The sequence below is a fragment of the Shewanella sp. SM101 genome (assembly GCF_025654465.1).
Classification (GTDB): domain Bacteria; phylum Pseudomonadota; class Gammaproteobacteria; order Enterobacterales; family Shewanellaceae; genus Shewanella; species Shewanella oncorhynchi.
The window spans coordinates 1-20855 of record NZ_JAKKRH010000042.1; the positions used below are offsets into that span (position 1 = coordinate 1).

General features: G+C 43.1%; 19 protein-coding genes. 10 read left to right on the forward strand and 9 right to left on the reverse strand.

Features of this window, described 5'->3' with window-relative positions; translation table 11 throughout:
* From L5M38_RS18920 to L5M38_RS18930, 3 genes are all read right to left on the reverse strand, one after another.
* Window positions 1–157 (reverse strand): transposase (locus tag L5M38_RS18920; RefSeq protein WP_259573881.1); only part of this gene is annotated, 157 nt, incomplete at its 3' end.
* A 335-nt stretch (window positions 158–492) separates the two neighbouring features.
* Window positions 493–1680, reverse strand: coding sequence for an MFS transporter (locus tag L5M38_RS18925; protein WP_263180004.1), 1188 nt, complete (start codon window positions 1678–1680; stop codon window positions 493–495).
* Between the two features lie 98 nt (window positions 1681–1778).
* Complete coding sequence (locus tag L5M38_RS18930; RefSeq protein ID WP_263180006.1) at window positions 1779–2468, reverse strand: SDR family oxidoreductase; 690 nt, start codon at window positions 2466–2468, stop codon at window positions 1779–1781.
* 118 nt (window positions 2469–2586) lie between these two features.
* Here L5M38_RS18930 and L5M38_RS18935 point away from each other — a divergent pair, with 118 nt between their 5' ends.
* The 7 genes from L5M38_RS18935 to L5M38_RS18965 all read left to right on the forward strand — a co-directional run bounded on the left by L5M38_RS18935 (window position 2587) and on the right by L5M38_RS18965 (window position 11901).
* Entirely contained in the window at window positions 2587–3510 is a 924-nt protein-coding gene (locus L5M38_RS18935; protein ID WP_028761684.1) for a LysR family transcriptional regulator, read from the forward strand.
* 296 nt (window positions 3511–3806) lie between these two features.
* Window positions 3807–4259, forward strand: a complete 453-nt coding sequence (locus tag L5M38_RS18940) for a hypothetical protein (RefSeq protein WP_028761683.1) — start codon at window positions 3807–3809, stop codon at window positions 4257–4259.
* Window positions 4260–4829: 570 nt separating this feature from the next.
* The gene (locus tag L5M38_RS18945) at window positions 4830–6425 is read left to right on the forward strand and encodes an ATP-binding protein (protein WP_263180007.1); all 1596 of its coding nucleotides are present in this window, start codon (window positions 4830–4832) and stop codon (window positions 6423–6425) included.
* A complete protein-coding gene (locus tag L5M38_RS18950; protein ID WP_263180009.1) occupies window positions 6418–6711 on the forward strand; it encodes a hypothetical protein in 294 nt (97 codons plus the stop codon). The genes L5M38_RS18945 and L5M38_RS18950 overlap by 8 nt, the downstream gene beginning before the upstream one ends.
* 256 nt (window positions 6712–6967) lie before the next feature.
* Window positions 6968–7480: a hypothetical protein gene (locus tag L5M38_RS18955; protein WP_263180010.1), complete on the forward strand. Its 513-nt coding sequence runs from the start codon at window positions 6968–6970 to the stop codon at window positions 7478–7480.
* Window positions 7481–8792: 1312 nt separating this feature from the next.
* Window positions 8793–9605 carry a glutamate racemase gene (murI, locus tag L5M38_RS18960; RefSeq protein WP_263180012.1) on the forward strand — a complete coding sequence of 271 codons (813 nt, stop codon included), beginning with the start codon at window positions 8793–8795 and terminating at the stop codon, window positions 9603–9605.
* Between the two features lie 241 nt (window positions 9606–9846).
* The gene (locus L5M38_RS18965; RefSeq protein ID WP_263180013.1) at window positions 9847–11901 is read left to right on the forward strand and encodes a toxin-antitoxin system YwqK family antitoxin; all 2055 of its coding nucleotides are present in this window, start codon (window positions 9847–9849) and stop codon (window positions 11899–11901) included.
* Between the two features lie 203 nt (window positions 11902–12104).
* On the opposite strand, the gene L5M38_RS18970 is transcribed toward L5M38_RS18965, so the two are convergent.
* Both L5M38_RS18970 and L5M38_RS18975 read right to left on the reverse strand, forming a co-directional pair.
* Window positions 12105–13247 (reverse strand): glucosaminidase domain-containing protein, encoded by a 1143-nt coding sequence (locus L5M38_RS18970; protein WP_263180014.1) that lies wholly within the window; start codon window positions 13245–13247, stop codon window positions 12105–12107.
* Window positions 13248–13511: 264 nt separating this feature from the next.
* Entirely contained in the window at window positions 13512–14426 is a 915-nt protein-coding gene (locus L5M38_RS18975) for a LysR family transcriptional regulator (RefSeq protein ID WP_263180015.1), read from the reverse strand.
* Between the two features lie 96 nt (window positions 14427–14522).
* Here L5M38_RS18975 and L5M38_RS18980 point away from each other — a divergent pair, with 96 nt between their 5' ends.
* Window positions 14523–15590 (forward strand): tartrate dehydrogenase, encoded by a 1068-nt coding sequence (locus L5M38_RS18980; protein ID WP_263180016.1) that lies wholly within the window; start codon window positions 14523–14525, stop codon window positions 15588–15590.
* Window positions 15591–15718: 128 nt separating this feature from the next.
* On the opposite strand, the gene L5M38_RS18985 is transcribed toward L5M38_RS18980, so the two are convergent.
* Window positions 15719–16177 (reverse strand): GNAT family N-acetyltransferase, encoded by a 459-nt coding sequence (locus L5M38_RS18985; protein ID WP_028759274.1) that lies wholly within the window; start codon window positions 16175–16177, stop codon window positions 15719–15721.
* Window positions 16178–16294: 117 nt separating this feature from the next.
* On the opposite strand from L5M38_RS18985, the gene L5M38_RS18990 reads away from it, so the two are divergent.
* Window positions 16295–17758: a PLP-dependent aminotransferase family protein gene (locus L5M38_RS18990; RefSeq protein WP_263180017.1), complete on the forward strand. Its 1464-nt coding sequence runs from the start codon at window positions 16295–16297 to the stop codon at window positions 17756–17758.
* Window positions 17759–17767: 9 nt separating this feature from the next.
* Here L5M38_RS18990 and L5M38_RS18995 read toward each other — a convergent pair whose 3' ends face one another.
* The 3 genes from L5M38_RS18995 to L5M38_RS19005 form a co-directional block, all read right to left on the reverse strand.
* On the reverse strand, window positions 17768–18151 hold the full coding sequence (locus tag L5M38_RS18995) for an MAPEG family protein (protein ID WP_198571810.1): 384 nt from the start codon (window positions 18149–18151) through the stop codon (window positions 17768–17770).
* Between the two features lie 92 nt (window positions 18152–18243).
* Window positions 18244–18639, reverse strand: coding sequence for a GNAT family N-acetyltransferase (locus L5M38_RS19000; RefSeq protein WP_028759277.1), 396 nt, complete (start codon window positions 18637–18639; stop codon window positions 18244–18246).
* 57 nt (window positions 18640–18696) lie between these two features.
* Window positions 18697–19212 carry an AAA family ATPase gene (locus L5M38_RS19005; RefSeq protein WP_263180018.1) on the reverse strand — a complete coding sequence of 172 codons (516 nt, stop codon included), beginning with the start codon at window positions 19210–19212 and terminating at the stop codon, window positions 18697–18699.
* A gap of 471 nt (window positions 19213–19683) precedes the next feature.
* On the opposite strand from L5M38_RS19005, the gene L5M38_RS19010 reads away from it, so the two are divergent.
* Complete coding sequence (locus L5M38_RS19010; RefSeq protein ID WP_168822682.1) at window positions 19684–20802, forward strand: glycerol dehydrogenase; 1119 nt, start codon at window positions 19684–19686, stop codon at window positions 20800–20802.
* Window positions 20803–20855: the final 53 nt, after the last annotated feature.

The window sequence follows — 20855 nt, forward strand, 5'->3', positions numbered from 1 at the left end:
CTTTAGGTAAATCTCGCCAAGGGATACCTGTTCTAAGGCGGTAAAGAATACCTTCGAATGTTTGTCTATGTTCAGGTTTGTCATAAACACGGCCTGTGCTTTTCATTAAATGAAATAGCTTTTCCCAGCGTGCATCGGTTAGCATAAGTCTTGGCATGGCTTGAGGTTATGGTTACTTTTGGCGAAGCAAATTATAACGTCTTGCCATGCTGTCTAAAAATTACTCTCGAAAGATCAACAGACCCTAGTAGCTTCGCCGGGAGTTGGCATATTTCTGATGCTTAACATGGCCAGTTATTAAGTGGAATTTAAAAGTGTGTCTAGTCCGAATATAAATTAAGCAAGATAGACGATAGATGAATCAATCTTGCAGAATCACAAAGGTCAGCTACATTTGAGCCTAAAATACAAAATGCTCAATGAGTTACATTGAGCATTTTAGCTAAAATAAATTGCAGCCAATATCAGAAGTAATCAGACTTTCTACCACATTTAAATACTAGGCACAGCTACAGCATTCGCGGCACGTGTCTCACGTTTGTTTACCATCGAAATAAACACTAAGCCAAGCACAGGGACAATCACTGCTGCATAAGGGATCATGCCTGCACCCATCTGACTATCCAGCACCATCCCCCCTAAAAATCCACCGAACGCATTAGCTAGGTTAAAGGCTGAAATATTAGCGGTTGCTGCCAGCTCTTGGCCTTCACCACCGTGATTCATTACCCGTAACTGCATCGCAGGAACATTAGCAAACGAAGCGATACCAAAGACAAAAACGGCAATCACAAACATCACTTTGCTGTCCAGCGCAAAACCAACCAGTAGCAGCGACACTATCATGGCTATCGCCCAAAACATCGACGCTTTCTGCAGGTTTTTATCCGATGAACGCCCACCTAAAGTGTTACCCAATATCAAACCTAAGCCGACGATAACTAAAATCCACGTTACTGCATGTTCACTAAAGCCCGTAATGTGCATCGCAATTGGCGCAATATAACCGTAAACAGTCATAAAACCGGACCAAGCAAACACAGTGACAGCAAGACTAATCAACAACATAGGATTTTTAAACGCTCGCAGCTGAGCCGAAACATTTTTCGCTTCACCATGGCCGGTCGCATTAATAAACTTGAAGATAGACGCGATTGAGATAACGCCCAATATCGCGACTGTGATAAAGGTGGTTTGCCAACCAAATTGCAGGCCAATCCAAGTGCCACCTGGTACACCCAATACGTTAGCTAAGGTTAAACCCGCAAACATCTGACCCACAGCACGTCCGGCCATTTTTTCAGATACCAAACTGGTCGCCACTACGGCACCTATGCCATAAAATGGGCCTTGTACTAAGCCGGTAATCACTCGGCTAATCATCAGCAAGGTGTAATTGGGGGCAAATGCCGACAGCAAATTACCCAAGATAAACAGCACCATTAAGCTGGTCAGTACGGTTTTTTTATTGAACCGCGCCAAGTAAATCGTGAGGATGGGACCACCAAACACAATTGCCAATGCATAGGCGCTGATCAAATACCCTGCCTGACCTTCACTAATAGACAAAGACGTGGCAATTTGTGGCAGGATACCAGCAATCACAAACTCTGCGGTGCCAATTGCAAACGCTGCTAGCGTTAGTATCCACACTTGTAACGGCATTTTTTCCTTGTTCATTGTAATCTCGCTTATTTCAAATTTTGTGTAGGGAACATACCGGCGATGTGTTATCAGCTCGGTGCAATCATGGGTAAAAGCACTATTTATTCAGCGCATTAGTTAATCAGCGCGCCACCATCAACATCGATAATGGCGCCAGTCATAAAGCTGTTGTTAATGGCAAGGTAATAGGCCATAGCGATATCACTCGGCTCACCCACTTTTGCCACAGGCAATGTGGTTTTGGCTTGTTCGTACATCGCCGTTTGCGCTGGCATTGACCCGGTTCTTGTTAATCCAGGGCTAACGGCGTTGACTCTAATGGGGGCAAGCTCTTTAGCGAGCACCTTAGTAAAGGCTTCTAAGGCGGCGTTCATTGTGCTTTTAACATAGGTATTAGCGACCACTTTTCGTGACAGCATCCCAGTGGTTAGTGTGATAGAACAACCTTGTTTAATGTAACGAACCGCCTGTTTTGTAGCATTGATTGAACCCCAAAACTTAGTGTCAAAAGCCGCTTTAGCTTGTTGAATATCGACATCAACGACCTTGCCAGCTGGCGCAGAAGAACCCGCGGTGATCACTAAGTGATCGAACGCACCAATGGATTCAAAAAATCGATTTACCGATTGTTCGTCCGCCACATCTACGCCTGTTTGACGACTGGCGACATGGACAATCTGGTTGTCTACCGTTAGCTGCCTAGCAAGCGCAGCCCCTATTCCTGATGTTCCGCCGATGATGACAACCACAGCTTTATCGCTATTGCTCTGATTGCTAATCTGATTACTGATATGGCTGCTCATGTGACTACTCTCTGTACTGCTGATTGGTTAGTAGAGCCAGTATATTCATTCGACATATTTTGATAATTGATTAATATATGAATTCATTATTCAGCTCAGACAAATAATAGAAGTGAAAATGGATAAATTTTCAGATATGGCGCTGTTTATCAGCATAGTGAAACATCAAGGGTTAGCAGCGGCGGGCCGCGAGCTCGGACTTTCTCCAGCAACCGTCACGGCGCGCTTACAAGCACTTGAAGATCGCTACGGGGTTAAGCTGCTCAATCGAAGCACTCGACATCTGTCACTCACAGACTCAGGGGCCCTGTATCACCAAGCATGCTTGGGGATTATCGAAAATGTAAAAGAAACCGAAAATTTGCTGCAGAATGGGGTAAAAGAGGTCAAAGGCACCTTAAAAATTGCTGCGCCAAAAGATATAGGTAAACAATATATACTGCCGATTTTGTCCGCCTTCACCGACCGCTACCCCGATATCGTTCCCTATCTGTATCTCAATGATAATTTGTCTAATATTGCCGAATCGGGCATAGATGTCGTTATTCGCTACGGTGATTTAACTGACAGTAATCTGATTTTAAGGCGGCTCGCACCGAGTCGACGGGTACTGTGCGCATCTCCGGAATACCTTGCGCGTAAAGGCACTCCCGTTAAACCGCAAGACCTCAGCCATCATGATTGCCTCGCTATGCTGCGCAGTAATGAAGAGCTCAAAACTTGGCACTTTCAAGACCAAGAAGGTCGCAACTCAGTCACTGTCACCCCAAAACGGTTTTCTGATGATGGCGAAGTGATCCGTTGCTGGGCATTAGAAGGCGCGGGGATCGCGTTAAAATCACTGCTCGATGTGCAAAATGACATTAATCAGCAACGCTTAGTGACAGTTTTAAATGGCTACATGAAAAACTTTAATAGCTCGACCACAGTCTCAAGTGCCGACCTCAACGTGGTATACATCAGCCGCCAATATCAGCCCAAACGACTGCGATTATTCTTAGATTTTCTGTTCGAACAATTTGAAAAGCAGCTGGAGCATTAATCGCTAAACGTCGATCAAACGGGGCAACTGCATCAACCAATAGACGCAAAGTATTTTATCGATGTGATCAACTGTATTTTAACGCATCACCTCGCAAGGATTACGTGTAAACAGCGCATGGCTTATGCCCCGCAATGTAAGCAGCAATAGCAGTGGTCATTACGGCTAAACCCGGCATAGAATTAAATGTACTTTTGCCCAATAGAAAATTACTAAGCACCCTCTACAATTAACCATCAGCTCACACTGCAAACTAGCAATGAGCGATCCACAACTTGATACTAACGAGGGAACTCATGAACACTAAAATCATCATCACAGCAAGCATTGCACTATTAATATCGGCAAATAGCTACGCCATTAACGATGAATATCGCAAGTTACTCGAGCGCTCTGGCTGCACCCAAATGTCAGAAGCCCAAGGCTGCGATATCCACAAAACCAAAGAGGAAAATGCTAAGGCAAGCGCCATGTCCCAAACCGCAGATGACGCTAAGGTAATCATTCCCAATGCCCGACAATGGCTTGCAACCGCCAGCTCAGGCGCGACGGTTGCCAACATTCAAATCGATGATAAAAATCAGGTTTGGGTTAATGGTAAACACGTAAAATCGAGCCATAGTGATGGCGCAATCAAATTCAAACAAGGCATGGTGGAGTTCACCATTTATCCTGATGCAAGCATGAATAAAGACAGCTCGTGGATTGATACTGATGCAGGAACTCAAGGCTCAATTACCGCGAAGTAACATTCAGTAGATGTCTAACAACGATGTGCTGAGCCATCGTTGTTGGGCAAACGCATTAGTGAGATTAAAGATTATCTCTTTGAAGTGATGGTGTTTGAGATTAATGATGAATTGATTCAAGCCATGTGGAGTTTTGCAACCAACTGATTGGTTTTTTATCATTGTCTTTAAAATAAAAGTCAACGTCGTGGGGCTTCACCCCACACCCGACCGAAAGGGAAAAAACGCCTATTCCCCTTTTGGAAATCCCCCGGCGTCCCTAGCGAAGTTACATGCATTGGGTACTGGCTTCGTGCTTATTCGAAAATAACTAACGCTTCCGATGGGGCGTCCCTTCCCCCCGAAAGCTACGCAGACGTCCTGTCTGCGTCACGCTATTTCCTTCAACGCCCTTCAGCAACTTCGCAGGGAATTGGTGTATTCCTGTAGCTTCAGGTGTTGGCTGCTTATCAGAAAAGAGTTACACCCGTCCCATATTTTGTTTCTTGAACGATTAAAACACCATTATCATTTTAAAATACCCATTACATACAGTATGATAAACGTAAAAATAGTCACGGAAGAACTCTCATGAAAGTTTGCTATTTATGGGTAGAAAAGTTTAGAAATTTAGAAAACTTCGGAATTAATCTTTCAAGTGAACATGAGTTTCACTATGAAAAATCAACGCACTCGATTAGCCGAATAAATAAAAACAAACTACCAGATAATTTTTTCTATAATGGAATCTCTGATGTTTCAGCGTTCATAGGTGAAAATGGTTCAGGTAAAAGTAACTGCATTGAGTTTATATGTATGGTTCTTAAAGGAGGAAAAAGCAGAGTAAAATCAGACTTCATAATCATAACTGAAGACAATGGTTATTATACATCACACCAAAAATTTAGTAACAAAACGTCTGCTGCATCAAATAACTTCGAAGCAACGAATGAGAGATATGATAGAGGTTTAAATGGAATTAATGTCATCTATTTTTCAAACGTATCAGATGATAGGCAGTTAAACTTTGACAAGTCAGTTTCGAATATATCAATTAACAGTAGAGACCATCAAACTCTTAAGTTTTCAAACCAAATCTCATTTATTAAGTCAGATAGATTCAAAAAGCTTGAAATAGAGCAACCAGACTATCTGTTGATTGAGGTGAAATACTATTCAATAGGAGTCGGGTATGTAGACAATAAATTAATAAAGGAAAATCTTACACTATTTACCCGGCTACTTAAAAGAAAAATAAAAGAACTAAGCTTAAGTAGTCAGTTTTCTACATCAATAAAGTTCTCGATAATTTTTAAGTTATTGAAAATGATAATCGCCAATTCTCAAGAACAATCAATTCACAAATTAGTTACAGAAAATTTTTTGTTTGAAGAACGAGAAAGAACTGAGCATGCTTCAAAAAGAATATTTGAAGCATGCATTAACCACCCAGCATGCCAACACCTATCAAATAATTATGATCTTAATTTTATTATAAAAAAACTTGAAAATAATGAATTTGAAGTACTTGATGACGAAATAAAGAAACCAGGAGTGGCAATAAATTTCCTTATCGACTACAACGATAACAGAAACAAAGACTTCATTGATAAGTTAGTAGTTCTTTTTGATAAAGAATACCTTGTAAGATTCGCATGGTGGGGGTTAAGCTCTGGCCATACAGCTTATCTTACATTATTCTCATCAATATACTGCGAACTTAAAAGAACAAGGAATGATGCAATAGTTTTAATTGATGAAGGTGACTTATATTTACATCCTAAATGGCAAATTGAATTTTTTGAGAAACTTGTAACCGTACTCCCAAGCTTATCAACAGGAAGCATTCAACTTGTTCTTACCTCTCACTCACCTTTCCTACTTTCAGATCTACCTAGTCAATGTATTACAATTTTAAAAGCAGAAAACAATAGAGCCAAGTCAATTAAAATACAAACAAAATCAATGACATTTGGCGCAAACCTGTACGAGTTATATTCTGATATATTTTTCCTTGGGGGTAAAAGAACAGGATCTTTTGCTCAGAAAAAAATTGAATTTTTGTTAAAAGAAATTGATACCCCTAATAGGTCATCAAATATTAAGGTGGAAGTTGAATATTACAAAAAAATAATTGGTGACAAGATAATTAATCACAATCTCACTGAGATTTTAAATCATGATTAAAATCCAAACCGCACTTAAGTTAGATAATAGCCTTTTATTAAACACAAAAGTTGAAGACTTATACAATCACCTCAACAAAAAAATTAAAAACAAAGAAAATAAGTTCAGCATTAACTCAATAAACTATAATATTGAAAAGTTAAAAAAACAATCTAAAAGCATAGAGTACAAATCAAAATTTGCTAACAATTGTCATCTTACCCTAAAGAGACAGGTAGATTTCTATGACTACCTTATTACTGATGGCGGCTTAAAAAATAAAAGAGATTGTAACATCACCACCTAGCAACTATAGAAAAATAATTAACGAAGTAAATACAATATTGAACCAAACCGATCTATACAACTTAAATGACAATGGTAATATTACTGGTCAAACTAAATTTGGAGTTTTAGTTTCAGAATCTATATTTAAATATAAAACATATCGAAGCTCTAACTTTTGCATAAATCTATACCAGAGCATCGGATTGATAAATTTAGCATGTCCGTATTGTAATTTGGAAACAATTAGTATAATCCAGAGCAATGATAAAGGAAAGATGTTGCTTTCTTTAGATCATTTTTATCCAAAATCATTATATCCATACCTAGCATTATCCTTTTACAATCTAATTCCATCTTGTCATAATTGCAATAGTAACATTAAACAAGATAAAAACTTTACAACTGAAACACACATAAACCCATATTTAGAATCTTTCAATGAACTTTATACATTTAAAATTCCTAAAATAACGCTTAGCACTCTAAAAGCTGAAACGATAACAATTGAAAATCTCAATTTAAAACCTAGCGATAAAACACTCTCAGATCTAGAGATAATAGGAAGATATGAAAGCATTGATCTTAATGAAGTCAATAGATTAATAAAGACATTTGCAGACTACCAGCATTACATTACAGATGGAAAAACCGATGAATTTAAAAAATACATTTTCCAAATGCACGGTGTCAAACAATTTAAAAATGAAATACTCAACACCCCTAAAAGCAAACTATTAAGAGACATAATAAAATCATTCGATGTAAACAATGCATTAAATCTTGACTAAAATAACTTAATACCATTGGGAATTTATAGAGCATATTATTAAATAATATAAGAATAAACAGTATATTAATTATTTAACCATCAATGTGTAACTTCGTGAAGACAAAAATTGCGATAGGCATAACTTTTATGCCTTTATACATGACCAAGAACATCAGAGTCTAAGGAATACAACATCCCCTGCGAAGTTACTGAAGGGCGCTGAAGGAAATAGCGTGAGCTTGGCATGGATGCCAAGCTAGCTTTCGGGGTACAGGATGTACCATCGGAAGCGTTAGCTATTTTCGAATAAGCACGAAGCCACTAATCAATGCATGTAACTTCGCTAGGGACGCCGGGGGATATCCAAAAGGGGAACAGGCGTTTTCCCCTTTTGGTCGGGTGTGGGGTGAAGCCACACGACTTTGATTTTTATATTTGAAATACATCAACTTATTCCAGTTTCAATAAAGCGGATTAATAACTCCCTCTACAACATGGAATTTAAGGCGATAGAAAAGGTATTGAAAGACAGCCCAAAGGCATAGAGATCTAATCCTAATGCTGAAAGCCTTTAGCATTAGGATTTAAATTTTTAGCACATCAAGCGACAGATAATAGATGTCGCGGCAGCTAGAGTGGCATTTGATACTCAATCATGCCCGACTTTTGGCCAATCCAATCATAGAGTTTTTGCGCTGTGTGATTCGTCTCATGTGTATGCCAACACAAGCGTGCACAGTCTCGCTCATTTGCAACTTGCTGAACAAAATCAATCAGTTGATTAGCAACAAGCTTACCTATTGCCGCTAAAAAAGATCGGACAGCCATAAAAATTTTGGTAACAATCTACTATCAGACATACACAGGAATTAACCAAATTAAGCACTATCATGGAAGTGACCGTCCGTGGCATGGTCGCTTATTCATATCCATGTGATCGCGACATTAGTATGTCCTATACAGCAGATGCCGCCATCGACCCCTCATGGACGACTATTTTAAAACCAAAGTCGGCGTGTCAGTGGAATGATAGTGCTGAATGGATATGCGGAATGAAAGCTCCACCTATATTTACAAACGCACGAAGGATTAAGTTGGCATCCCAACTAAACTGCGGACAAAACTGAGTATTCATGATCTCACCCTGCGGTAGATTGCATTAACTCACCAAAATATTTTTTGTTTACGAAAAAGTCTTAACCAAACATATCCTCATTGATCAAAATAGGCTGAAAGAGCAAAATGCGCCTCTTGAAGCCGTATGCCAATTCGACTAACGCTCCTGTGTCTATGGCAAAATTAAATGTGTTGATTATGTGAAGGTAGGTGCAATGGATAGCTCAATATTAGTTTTTGACTCAGGTTCAGGTGGACTGACTGTCGCGGCCGAAATAAAAAAGAGAATCCCCAACATACGGCTGAGTTACGTCTCTGATGCTGGCTTTTTCCCTTACGGAAAAAAGCCGCACGATATACTTAAAAAGCAAATTTTAGACGTTATATCCAAAGCAGGCGCACTGACTCAACCCGATATTATCGTTATCGCCTGCAATACAGCGAGTACCATTGCGCTAGACTTACTTCGTGCTGAACTCAATATACCTATTGTCGGCGTTGTCCCTGCGATAAAACCTGCCGCTTCGTTATCAAAATCAAAGGTAGTGATGGTACTTGGCACTCACACCACGGTGAACTCAGCTTATGTGAAGATGCTGATCACAAATTTCGCCACAGAATGTAAGGTTTTAGTAGAAGACTCTGAAGCGCTGGTTCTCGCCTCAGAGCAAAAACTTCTCAGCAATGGGTTTGATCCCGACATTGTAACCCAGGAAATTCAGCGTATTTTTAACAAACCCGATGCGTTTAATACCGATGTATTAGTGCTAGCTTGTACTCACTTTCCACTTATCAATGCAGAAATCAAAAATGCCCTTCCCCACCAGGTTACCGTCATTGATTCTGGATTAGCCATTGCTAATCGAACGCACTCATTGTTGAAAATCGAGCACCAAACGTGTAGCCCGATACTCGATCCAGAAATAACGTTTTACACCACTGGGAATGTAGATTCAGAACAAGCGAAACAAAGCAAAATTGAAGCACTGCTTCAGTGCCCCATTAAATTTAAGCCTCTGTTATTGTAATATTTTTAGCTCATTTTCTTTTAAAACCCGTTTTCAAAGAAATCTAAATGATTCCCCTAAAAGACACCCACGAAATAAATGCTATATCGCATCGCTGATTGTTAAATGTTGGATCTTAACAGGCCGCTATTGCGGCCTTTTTTGTATCAGCTACTTCCTGAAGTGCTTGTCTTCGCATAAAATTCGGCCCGTTTACTGGTGCGCATGAGGCGCAAGTTATCGGTGTAAAAGGTGTAGTTAAATGGAACTTTCGATTCGCAGTTTATTCACTGCAGCGGGCATGATGTTATTATCCTCTTTAACGGTTATTCCTGCGGCAAACGCTGCGGGCAAAGCCGTCCATCCCACTGTCGATTTACCGAATGGCCAATGGCTTAATTTTCACCAAAAAGACAATCAAGTGTGGAGCGAAATGTCCGACGGCGATGCGCCCGGGGTACATCTTGATGATTATGGTGCGGCTGAAATTGTGGCAGTTTTTTACTATGACTTTGATAAGGGTGGCGACAAAGAAGTCGTGGTCATGCTTAAAGATGCTGATGGTCAGCATTTACGGGGTTATGGTTTTGAGGATTCAAAGCTCACTAAGCTGCCACGCCTTCAAGTTGTGCTGGATGAAGTCGCCCCGACGTTATCGTCATTTACCGTCAGCGACACCCGCAAAGTGTTAAACCAAATTCCGCCGCAACAATATCGCATGACCTATGATGTTGAGGCGATAGAAGATCCCGCCATTAAAGCGATTATCGATGGTTCAACCAAGCTCAAACCAACCTTAATCGGCTATCGCAATGCTAAAGGTTTACCCGCCGATGTGAAAACCGCGGACGAATATAAATTACGTTACCCCCTCACCCGCAAAGATAAAGATGCCCAAGGCCGCGAGCATCAATACAGTTTAGTGACCCACTTTTATCGCAATGATTATCGCGAACAACAGGGCAGTTTTGTGTTGGTGAGCGTTGTCTTTGAAGCCGATGATGTGGACTGGCTAAACAGTAGTGAGGGTGAGATCCCAAAAACGGGCCCAGCTTATGATTATATGAATCTCGGTGGTTCTTGGGCTGGACTTGCGCTTGAAAGTCATTATGCCCAAGGTGTGCTCGATGGCCCCTATATCGCCTACGATAACCGTAATGCCAATATCATGTTGAATGGTCAGTACAAACAAGGCAAAAAAGTCGGTAAATGGATGGAGGCTGACGGCCAAGCAAGCTATTGGGAAGGTGAATATCTTGACGGTAAAAAGCAAGGTAAATGGATTGCACAGTCCATGTTCGATGAGGCAGATAACTACGGTTTTGCCCATTACAATCAAGGAGTGCTTGATGGCCCCTATGAAATCTATGAGCCCGAATATGGCGCAGACACAGGAGATAAGCGATTGTCTGAAAAAGGCATTTATCGCAACGGTGTCAAAGACGGTGAATGGCTTGAGAGCAATGGCAATAAAGGTCACTATCAAAACGGCATTAAACATGGCCCTTGGGTAGATAAAGTCTCGCTTGGCGAATACCGCAACTATGTGGGTAACGGGGCTTACCTTGATGGCAAGCGCACTGGCCCTTGGGTATTTAAAACTGACAAGAAATCACGGATCGAAGTGACTTATCTCAGTGGATTACGTGAAGGTGAAGAAAAACTAATCAGCGATGAAAATGTGCTCTTTGCCAATAAGTATTATAAACAGGGCCTGCTCGATGGTCAGAGTATTTGGTACTCAGCACAGGATGTCGTTAGCGGCATTAGGAACTATCGCAAAGGTGAGTACCATGGCATGCAGGCTATTTTTGATCCTAACCACAATCATAGGCTTATGGAGTTAAGTCATTATGAATATGACGAAACCCTACCCGTCAAGCCCTCTCAGGACGAGTGCATAATGCGAGAAAATCCCTATAGCAATGACTGTAAGGACATACTGAATCCCCCCTTTAGAAATACGCCGTCAATTAAGCATGGGGAACAATATTATTATGATAGTAAAGGAAAATTATACAAATTTTCTGACTACCATCATGGCAACCTCATCAAAGAATATGAATTCGATGAAGAGGGGCATGTCCAAAAGCTGCAAAATAATCAACAGGGGCAAGACAGTCAAATCAGCATCCACTACAAGAAGGATGGCGGTTATTCACTGTCCAATTACAGCGACAATGAGCAACGTGGCTGGACATATGAAATCGATAACAAGGATCGATTACTGTCCCTGAAGTATTACCACGATGGTGAGAAAAAGGGGTTTATCATCCGCTATAACACAGATGGAAGTTATGCGATTACAGAAAGGTAAACATTAATATCGAACATCAGGCACTGCTTATCCTTTTATCCTAATGGTTAACTCAAGGCCTTGAAGACAATTACCAGCAAAAAGGCAAAGTTTAAAATTGGGATATAGGGTAATGCGGATGCCCTTGATTAAATTGGCCTATATAAGCCTAATTAAAGTGCGCTTTATTCAGGCTAAGTAAAAATGGTTATTTTACCAATCACTTAGTTTGTTCTTGTTAATAGATGTAATGGTGCGTCATCACTTAAATAAATATCATCCACCAGATATAGCTTATTGGTACGGATCATCTGACGAATCGCCTCAACATAGGCGTGCCCACGCTCCGAATATCGGTCTAACGTCCCTGCGAGTGCAGAGCCTGTCACAGCTTGATTAGCTTGTCTTGATTGGGCACGAAAATCTCGCATCTTCTGATAAGCATTATGGGTATTCAAATTCAACAAATACCCTTCCACCGAAGCAAATGGTGTATCGAATCGTGCTAAACCATAATTGCCTAAACCTTGGCGCTTCTGCCTAGGTTCCATACCATTACCCTTGAAATCCCACTGCCCAAATAATGCATTACCTTCACGGGCAAATCGCGATGTGCCCCAACCGCTTTCTTTTGCCGCTTGAGCTAACACTAACGATGGTGGCAGGATATCCACCCTTTCAAGTAGCATTTGTCTTTGGGCTTCTAGCAGCGGTTTATCTTCAGTGCTTATTACTTTGTACTTTACCCCTAAGGCTAATAACGCAATATCATCGAGGGGGGCAGACATAATGACCTGTCTTTCTTGTAAAATTTTCTCATTCGCCAATAAGACTAAAGGGGCAATCATTCTAAGAAACACCATTTTCTTTTGCTTCACTGGGAGTTGGCTTGACACTGAACTCCAGCCCTCTCCCACGGCATCAAAGGTCAACCTAGGGACCGATTTATTACCATCACGAAAGCTTTCTGGCGTGTAATCAAGCGAGTCAAACAAGCCCATGAGTTCATCGAGAGAACTGATATTCAGACTCAGTTGTTTAGACTCTGGATTGTCTAAGGATGACTGCTCAAGCATTTTTGGGGATGAGAAATGTTCAGCAACCGTTCGATTGGCAACAGCACCTTGATTCGCTTGCACCAAGGAAGTCGTCATCAGTTTTGGCAAACTCTGCATATGATGCTGAGCACTCTGACTGGCAACTAAAGGATTGGAAGCCGTCTGTGACTGAAAACCAAGAGCATCAACTGGCAGCCTATTCGAAATCAGCTTAGTCGCTAGCGTTTCTTGCACATACACCGAAGAGCATAAAACAGACAAAGCAATGAGTGCGAGCATAGCAACGGGAAGCTTAAACTTTATAAACATGGTATCTCTTTAACTAAGGTAAAACGGTAGCAATGGGATTAGCCAATACATCGGGGGCGTAAGGTAACAGTAAAAACCTGACAGTTTGCTTAATAGATATACAAAATGGCCGATTACGATCATTTTATTAAAGAGAATAGGACGAGCGCCTTCCTGGCCGCCTCTTGACCCAATGTCAGCAATTAAATCCAACATCTTGATTTATTTAAACTCAATATAAAAATAGCGAGCGTTCACTCGCCAATAGAGGTTGGCGAAATAAAATCAACTTATTCCAGTGCCAGCAAAACGAGGTAAAGCCTCTTCAAGATAGGCGACGCAGGTGCGAAGTTTGGCAGACGTTTCTAATCGTGAAGCATAAATTACATGAATTTCAGCGGATTGATGATACTCGGGGAGTACTCTGACTAATGTGCCACTTAAGAAATCTTGCTGTAAATCCCAGATGGAGCGCAACATAATACCGTGGCCTTTAAGGCACCACTGCTTAGCGACAGTGCCATTGTTGGTCATCAAGGAAGCCGCTAAATCAACCGAGGCTATGCCAGCCGTACTTTCCAATCGCCACACTCTATGGTTTTGATCGCGCTCGCGGATCCCTATGCACTTATGCTCGGCTAATGCCGCGAGATTGTTTGGCATGCCATGCGTGTCGATATAGGTCGGCGACGCCGCCAATACCCGATAATTACTCGCAAGACGCTTAGCAATCATTTGCGGTGGCAATTCGCCACCGACACGGATCTCCAGATCAAAACCTTCAGAGACCAGATCGACGGGGCGATCGAGCAACTCTAAATCAACTTCTAATTCGGGATAGTGGAACACGAGGTCTGAAATAATCGGTGCAATGCAGTGGCTGCCAAATCCTGTGCTAGTTGCGATACGTAATCGCCCCCGTGGCACTTGCTGCTCTAAGCTAATTTCAAGGCTCATTTGCTCCATTGTATCGAGCAAACGTTCGGACCATTCCAAGGCAATCTTGCCCTCTAAGGTGAGGCTGACACGTCTGGCAGAACGCAGAAACAAGCGCACTCCGAGCGCTTTTTCTAATAGACCAATGCGTTTACTCACATACGCTGGAGAAAAAGATAATTGCTCCGCAGCGGCTGTAAATCCCCCGCTTGTTGCGGCGATAACAAAGACCCGTAAATCTTCAAGTGGCGGCAGTTGACTCACGATTCGTAATCCTTAACAAAACATTTAGCCTATTCATACACGATACGAATATGGAATAACATACTAAAAACGCAGAATCCCCTATTGGAGTCGAAGATGTCTAAGGTAAAAATCGCCGTAATTGCCGGAGATGGCATAGGTACTGAAGTGATCCCCGAAGGGATACGCACACTCGAAGCCGCAGGAAAAATCTTAGGTGTGGCGTTTGAGTGGACCTACTTCGACTGGTCCTGTGAAACCTACCATAAAACCGGTCGCATGATGCCAGAGGATGGACTTAAGCAACTAAAATCCTTTGATGCCATCTACTTAGGCGCTGTTGGATTTCCAGGCGTTCCCGACCATATTTCACTCTGGGGATTGCTACTACCGATCCGCAGAGCCTTTGAGCAATACGTGAACCTTAGGCCTATTCGGTTATTTGAAGGCGTGCCCTGCCCACTCGCGGGTAAAAAGCCCGGCGATATCGATTTTTATGTAGTACGTGAAAACGTGGAAGGCGAATATTCCGCCGTCGGCGGCATTCAATATGAAGGCACTGAACATGAAATAGTCTCCCAGCAGAGCATTTTTACCCGTCGTGGCACAGATCGCATCTTAAAATATGCCTTCGATTTAGCCCAAAGCCGCAAAGCAAAGCACTTAACCTCGGCGACCAAATCCAATGGCATATTTCACGCTATGCCCTATTGGGATAGTCGCGTCGGGGAAATGGCAAAACAGTATCCAAATGTTAAGGTCGACCAATATCATATCGATATTCTGACGGCAAATTTCGTGCTGAAACCCGAGCATTTTGACGTGGTTGTTGGCTCAAATTTGTTTGGCGATATCCTGTCTGATCTTGGCCCTGCGTGCACTGGCACAATTGCCATTGCCCCTTCGGCGAACATCAATCCAAGCAAGGAATTTCCGTCGATGTTTGAGCCGGTACATGGTTCGGCGCCGGATATTGCAGGCCAAGGTATTGCCAATCCTTTAGGGACAATTTGGGCAGGCGCTATGATGATGCAACATTTAGGTTATGGCGCAATGCACGACCTGATACTCAGCGCGATAGAAAGCGTATTGAAAGATAAGCAGTCTTTAACCCGCGATATGGGCGGAACGGCAAATACTTGGGAACTGACCGATGCGGTGATCGCTGCGATTAGTCGCAATTAAAACGTGCATTAAAACCTAATGCTAAAAGCCCTTTAGCATTAGGATTGAAAGGAGTTTAGACTATCAAGCCGCTGATAATAAACGCATCAATAAGCTAACCAGTTAATGCATTTATTAAAGGCCCCTCCTTACAGCGGCATTCTGTACTCAATGACTCCCGGTTTTTCACCAATCCAGTTATAGAGTTTTTGCGCGGTTAAATTTGTTTCCTGTGTATGCCAGTACAGGCGCGCGCAGTTGTGTTCAATGGCCGCTTGCTTTACATACTCAATCAATTGTTTTCCAACATGTTGCCCCCTTGCCGTTGGGGCAACAAACAAGTCTTCAAGATAACAATAATCCGTTTCGGCCCAAGTAGAACGATGAAAAACATAGTGCACAAAACCGAGTAAGTTTTGGCCCTCTCTTGCGACGGCGCAATAAATAGGTTCTTGGTCATCGAAGAATCGGCGCCACGTGGCTTGGGTGGTCGCTTCTGATAACGCCACTTTGTAAAAGGTCTGGTAATCACGCCAGTGTGGTAACCAGAGTGAATAGTCCGTTTCTTTAACCATATCAATGGTCACTGTTAGTGATTGGCTGGACATTAGCGCACTCCTTGAAATTAAGTAAATGGTCTCAGTTTTACTGAAGCAAGATTCTAGATTCAATTGTGGTACCGCATAAGGTACACTTTTTGTATTTTTTACAGTACCAGTTAGCAAATGAAAAAACCTCAATCCAATTTCCCTCACTTGCAACTCAAAGATGGCATCCTTAAAGATCAGCTTTATCATGCATTTAGAGAGGCCATTCTTGATGGACGTTTACACCCGCGAATGAAGCTCCCATCCAGCAGAGCCTTGTCGGAAACCATGCAGATTTCACGTAACTCAGTACTGCAAGGGTTTGAGCGCCTGATTGATGAAGGCTATCTGCTGACTAAACCGGGATCGGGCACTTATGTGTCAGATACCATTCCCGATGAACTGATCGATATTCCAAACCGTGCCAGAGAAAGCGCTCAAGCCTTTGATTCCGATTTAGAAATTAATCCACAGTTAATAGAAATGGCGCGACTGAAAGCGAAGGGGAATACGGACCACAGCCATAGCATGTTTAATATTGGCGTCGGATGTATTGATATTTTCCCGCACCAACTTTGGGGGCGGCTGTTAGGCCGAGTTTGGCGGCAATCGCGTAAAACCTTAGGTAAATCAAACCATAGCGAGGGGTATTTGCCGCTGCGTGAGGCGATAAGTGACTATGCGCGTTCGACCCGCGGCCTCAATTGCACACCTGAGCAGATCATCATAGTCAATGGAACTCAGCAGGCCATTAACCTCACAGCGCAGGTACTACTCCAACAGGGAGATGAAGTCTGGCTTGATGAACCTGGATATGACGGGGCTTTAGGCGCTTTTCTCTCGCAAACTATGCGAGTTCGTCCTGTGAGTGTTGATGATGAGGGCACAAATATTGCCGATGCGATCCAGCGGTGGCCCGCAGTGAAACTGGCTTTTACCGCGCCCTCACACCAATTTCCCCTCGGCGGTATGCTAAGTCTGCCACGACGATTGGCCTTACTCGATTGGGCCGCTGAGCAGAGTAAATGGATTTTAGAAGATGACTATAATAGCGAGTTTCGTTATAGCGCCCGTCCGATACAGGCATTACAGGGGCTCGATAAACATCAAAGGGTGATCTACGCTGGCACCTTTTCCAAGATGCTGCTGCCCGAATTGCGACTCGGCTTTTTAGTGGTCCCCCCTAAACTGGTACAGGCTTTCCAGTTGGCAAAATATTATGCCGATACGCACACGGCTCACCTAGAGCAAGCAACATTAGCGTTGTTTATCGCCGAAGGACATTACGCGCGGCATGTTCGCCGAGTGCGAAAAGCCTGCTTAGCGCGCCAAGCGGCGTTAATTGCGGCAATTGAGCAGTATCTGCCCGAAAAATTGTCCGTTCAAACCTCAGACTCAGGTATTCACCTCGTGTGTTGGCTGAAGGGCGACTTGACCGAAGAGGAAGTGATCAACAAATGCCGCCAAATACGTTTGGGGGCACAGCCTTTGTCTCGATATTGCCAAGCGCCCTATCCAAGGCAAGCTATCTTACTGGGCTATGCCGCTCATACGCCTGATGATCTGCGGGAAAGTATCAAAAAACTGGCGCAGGTCCTTTAATATCCAAGCTTAAAAAGCCTGAAATAAAATCCCGAAAGCACTGAAGATGGCAACAAACCATGTGAGGGATCTTAAGGTGCCTTTGTTGGCAAGATAGAGGATGTGATACACAAAGCGGGCGCCGACATGGACGATGGCGAGCCACTCAGTGGTGGGATTCACTTTGCCGGTAGCAATCACCACTAATACGGCTAGGCCAAACACCAGCAATGATTCAAAGGCATTTTGATGTCCCGCTAAAGCGCGAGCGCCAAAACCGGTTAGCTGTGCTTGCTGAGCACGGGGATGATTATTATCGTAACCACCCGCCTTTGCCATCGCCCAAGCCACGGGACCTTTCGCAAGATATGGCAATAACATGGCGACAAATAAGCAAATAAGTAAGGTATTCATGGGGTAATCTTCCTTTGATTGTTGTTTTAAGTTCTACTGTTTGAGTTCTACAGCTATAAGTGCCTAAGTTACAAGTGTATTGGTTAGCGGCGTTATTTCACCATATACATGCCTTCACTTGCGGGACGACTAAATTTAAAGCCAAACTTTTCATAGAGTTCAGGCACATCCGCCATCAGGGTAATATACGCGCCCTCAAAAGCCTCACGATCTAGATAAGCCATGATGTGCTGCATAATAAGCCGCCCTAATCCCTTACCTTGATGCTCAGGATCCACTGCGATATCGACAATTTCGAAGTTGAGCGCGCCGTCACCAACCACACGCCCCATGCCCACAGTCTGCTCGGCGAGCTTTATTTGCACGCCATATAAACTCCTTGGCAAGGCCTTGATGGCACCCTCCAATGGTCTAGGGCTTAAGCCAGAAATCTGTCGTAGGCGAACAAAATCATTGGCAGAAACAACGCCTTCAAGCACTTGGTACATGATATTTCCTATTGTTTTATTCAGTCACTTGCTTTCAGTCACTTGGCTTTCAACTATTTAGCTTTCAATCACCTCAAGAACAAAGCCTTCATCCAGAGTCGGCGGCTGAAAATAACCGCTCACATGCCAGAACATCGCCTCGGTATCGAACATGGCGCGCTCAGGGTGGCTTTGTCTGCGTTTATCGAGTTGACTCAAACAAAGCGCATCGCTGTGATTAAGATAAATAAGTTTATGGGCGGCGCAATCAGTAAAAATGCTTCGAAACCACAGGCGCTGATTGATAGTATTCGCGGGAAAGTCCATGACCACAGAAACACCCGAACAGAGCAGTTCCTGCACATGCTTTTTAAGCAAAGGCTTAAGGCGAGCGGAATAGCTCAAGTAAGTATCAAAATCTTTAATTTCATCGGGGTATAGCGCCGCCAGCCATGCGTCTTCCGAGATTAAAATACAGTTTTCGGCCTCAGAAAGTTGTCGCGATAAGGTTGATTTACCTGAGCCCATTTTGCCACAAAAGAATATTAACGTACCTTTACTGACCAATTGTCCTAACGCATTCTGCTGTGTCATCTTCACTCCTTGATTACTGGTCTTTTATCTCAGCCGACGATTTCACTCGCTATGACACCAATGAACGACTGTACAGAGCATCACATAAAGCATGAACACCGAGCAAGACTTGGGACGAGTTTAAGGTAATAAAATCCCATTACATTAATGACTATCCTGTGTTTAGACAGCAGACGTTTACCGTTATTCGCACAATCCACCGTTCGCTTTTTTTGAGATATTACATCTCTTCGCCCGCTTAGATCGCCTCGCTCTCTGAGCCCTATCCTTTCCTTAAACCAGAGACAAACCAAAGCATTTAACTCGAATAATAAAACAATAAACCACATTATTAATCTAACAATTAAGCACTAAAGTAGTAATTTACGCTTAGTAATAAAAACATTACCACCATTCATGCTATGACATTAATTTAGGCGTATGCTAGGGTAAGAATAAAAGGATAACCGTCATAAGTGCAAAGGAGGCTCTATGAGCACTGTCGTTCCACGTACCGTCACTTCCCCTAAAAAATTCATTATCGGCAAGGGCCTATTAGCTCAAATGCATGATTATGTTAAGGACTTTGGTGACAATGCTTTTATCATCTGCGATGAATTTATCCTCAGCCGTGTGAAGAATGAAGCGGTCGCTGGGCTAGATCAAAATGGGATCAGCAGCCACCTCGAAAAATTCAACTATGAGTGCAGCGAAGCCGAGATAAAGCGCTTAGGCGCGCTGGCAGAACAGCATCATACCAACGTTATTGTTGGAGTTGGCGGTGGAAAAACCTTAGATGCCGCCAAAGCCGTCGCTTTCTATCAAAAACGGCCTGTCATCTTGTACCCCACAATTGCTTCAACCGATGCGCCTTGTACTGCACTTGCAGTGATCTACTCCGAAACAGGTGAGTTTGAACGCTATCTGTTTCTGCCACAGAACCCAGATGCTGTCGTTGCCGACACTGCTATTATCGCCGCGGCTCCGGCCCGATTTTTTGCGGCAGGCATAGGCGATGCACTGGCAACCTATTTTGAAGCTCGTGCCTGCTATCAATCAGATGGCGTCAACCTAGTCCTGAAAAAGCCTTCCCGCACAGGGCTGGGATTGGCCCAACTTTGTTATCAGTTACTGACTGAAAATGTTGAAGCTGCTATGGACGCCGTTAAAAACAAAATAGTCACACCTGCGCTAGAGCAAACCATTGAAGCCACCATCTATCTCAGTGGTGTTGGTGCAGAAGCAGGCGGGTTAGCCGCCGCCCATGCCGTAAACAATGGTATGTCAGCGGTGGCAGACTTACATAAAGCTCAGCACGGCGAGAAAGTCGTCTTTGGGCTGCTAACTCAGCTCGTGCTCGAAAATGCCCCCAAAGCCGAAATCGATAACGTTATCCGCATCATCAAAACGGCGGGACTGCCGCTCACACTCGCAGATTTAGGGCTGAAAACCTTTATCGAGACCGAATGGCGCAAAGTGGCTGAGATAGCCTGTGCTGAGGGCGATACTATGGGCAATATGCCGATGAAATTAACCGCAGATGACGTCTATCAAGCCATGATAGCCGCCAATGCCATGGCTGAACGCTATAAAACAGCTGAAGCTTGTTAACCGTAACAATATGACGTGTACACCTTAGGTAGCAACCATCTGATTTTATTAAT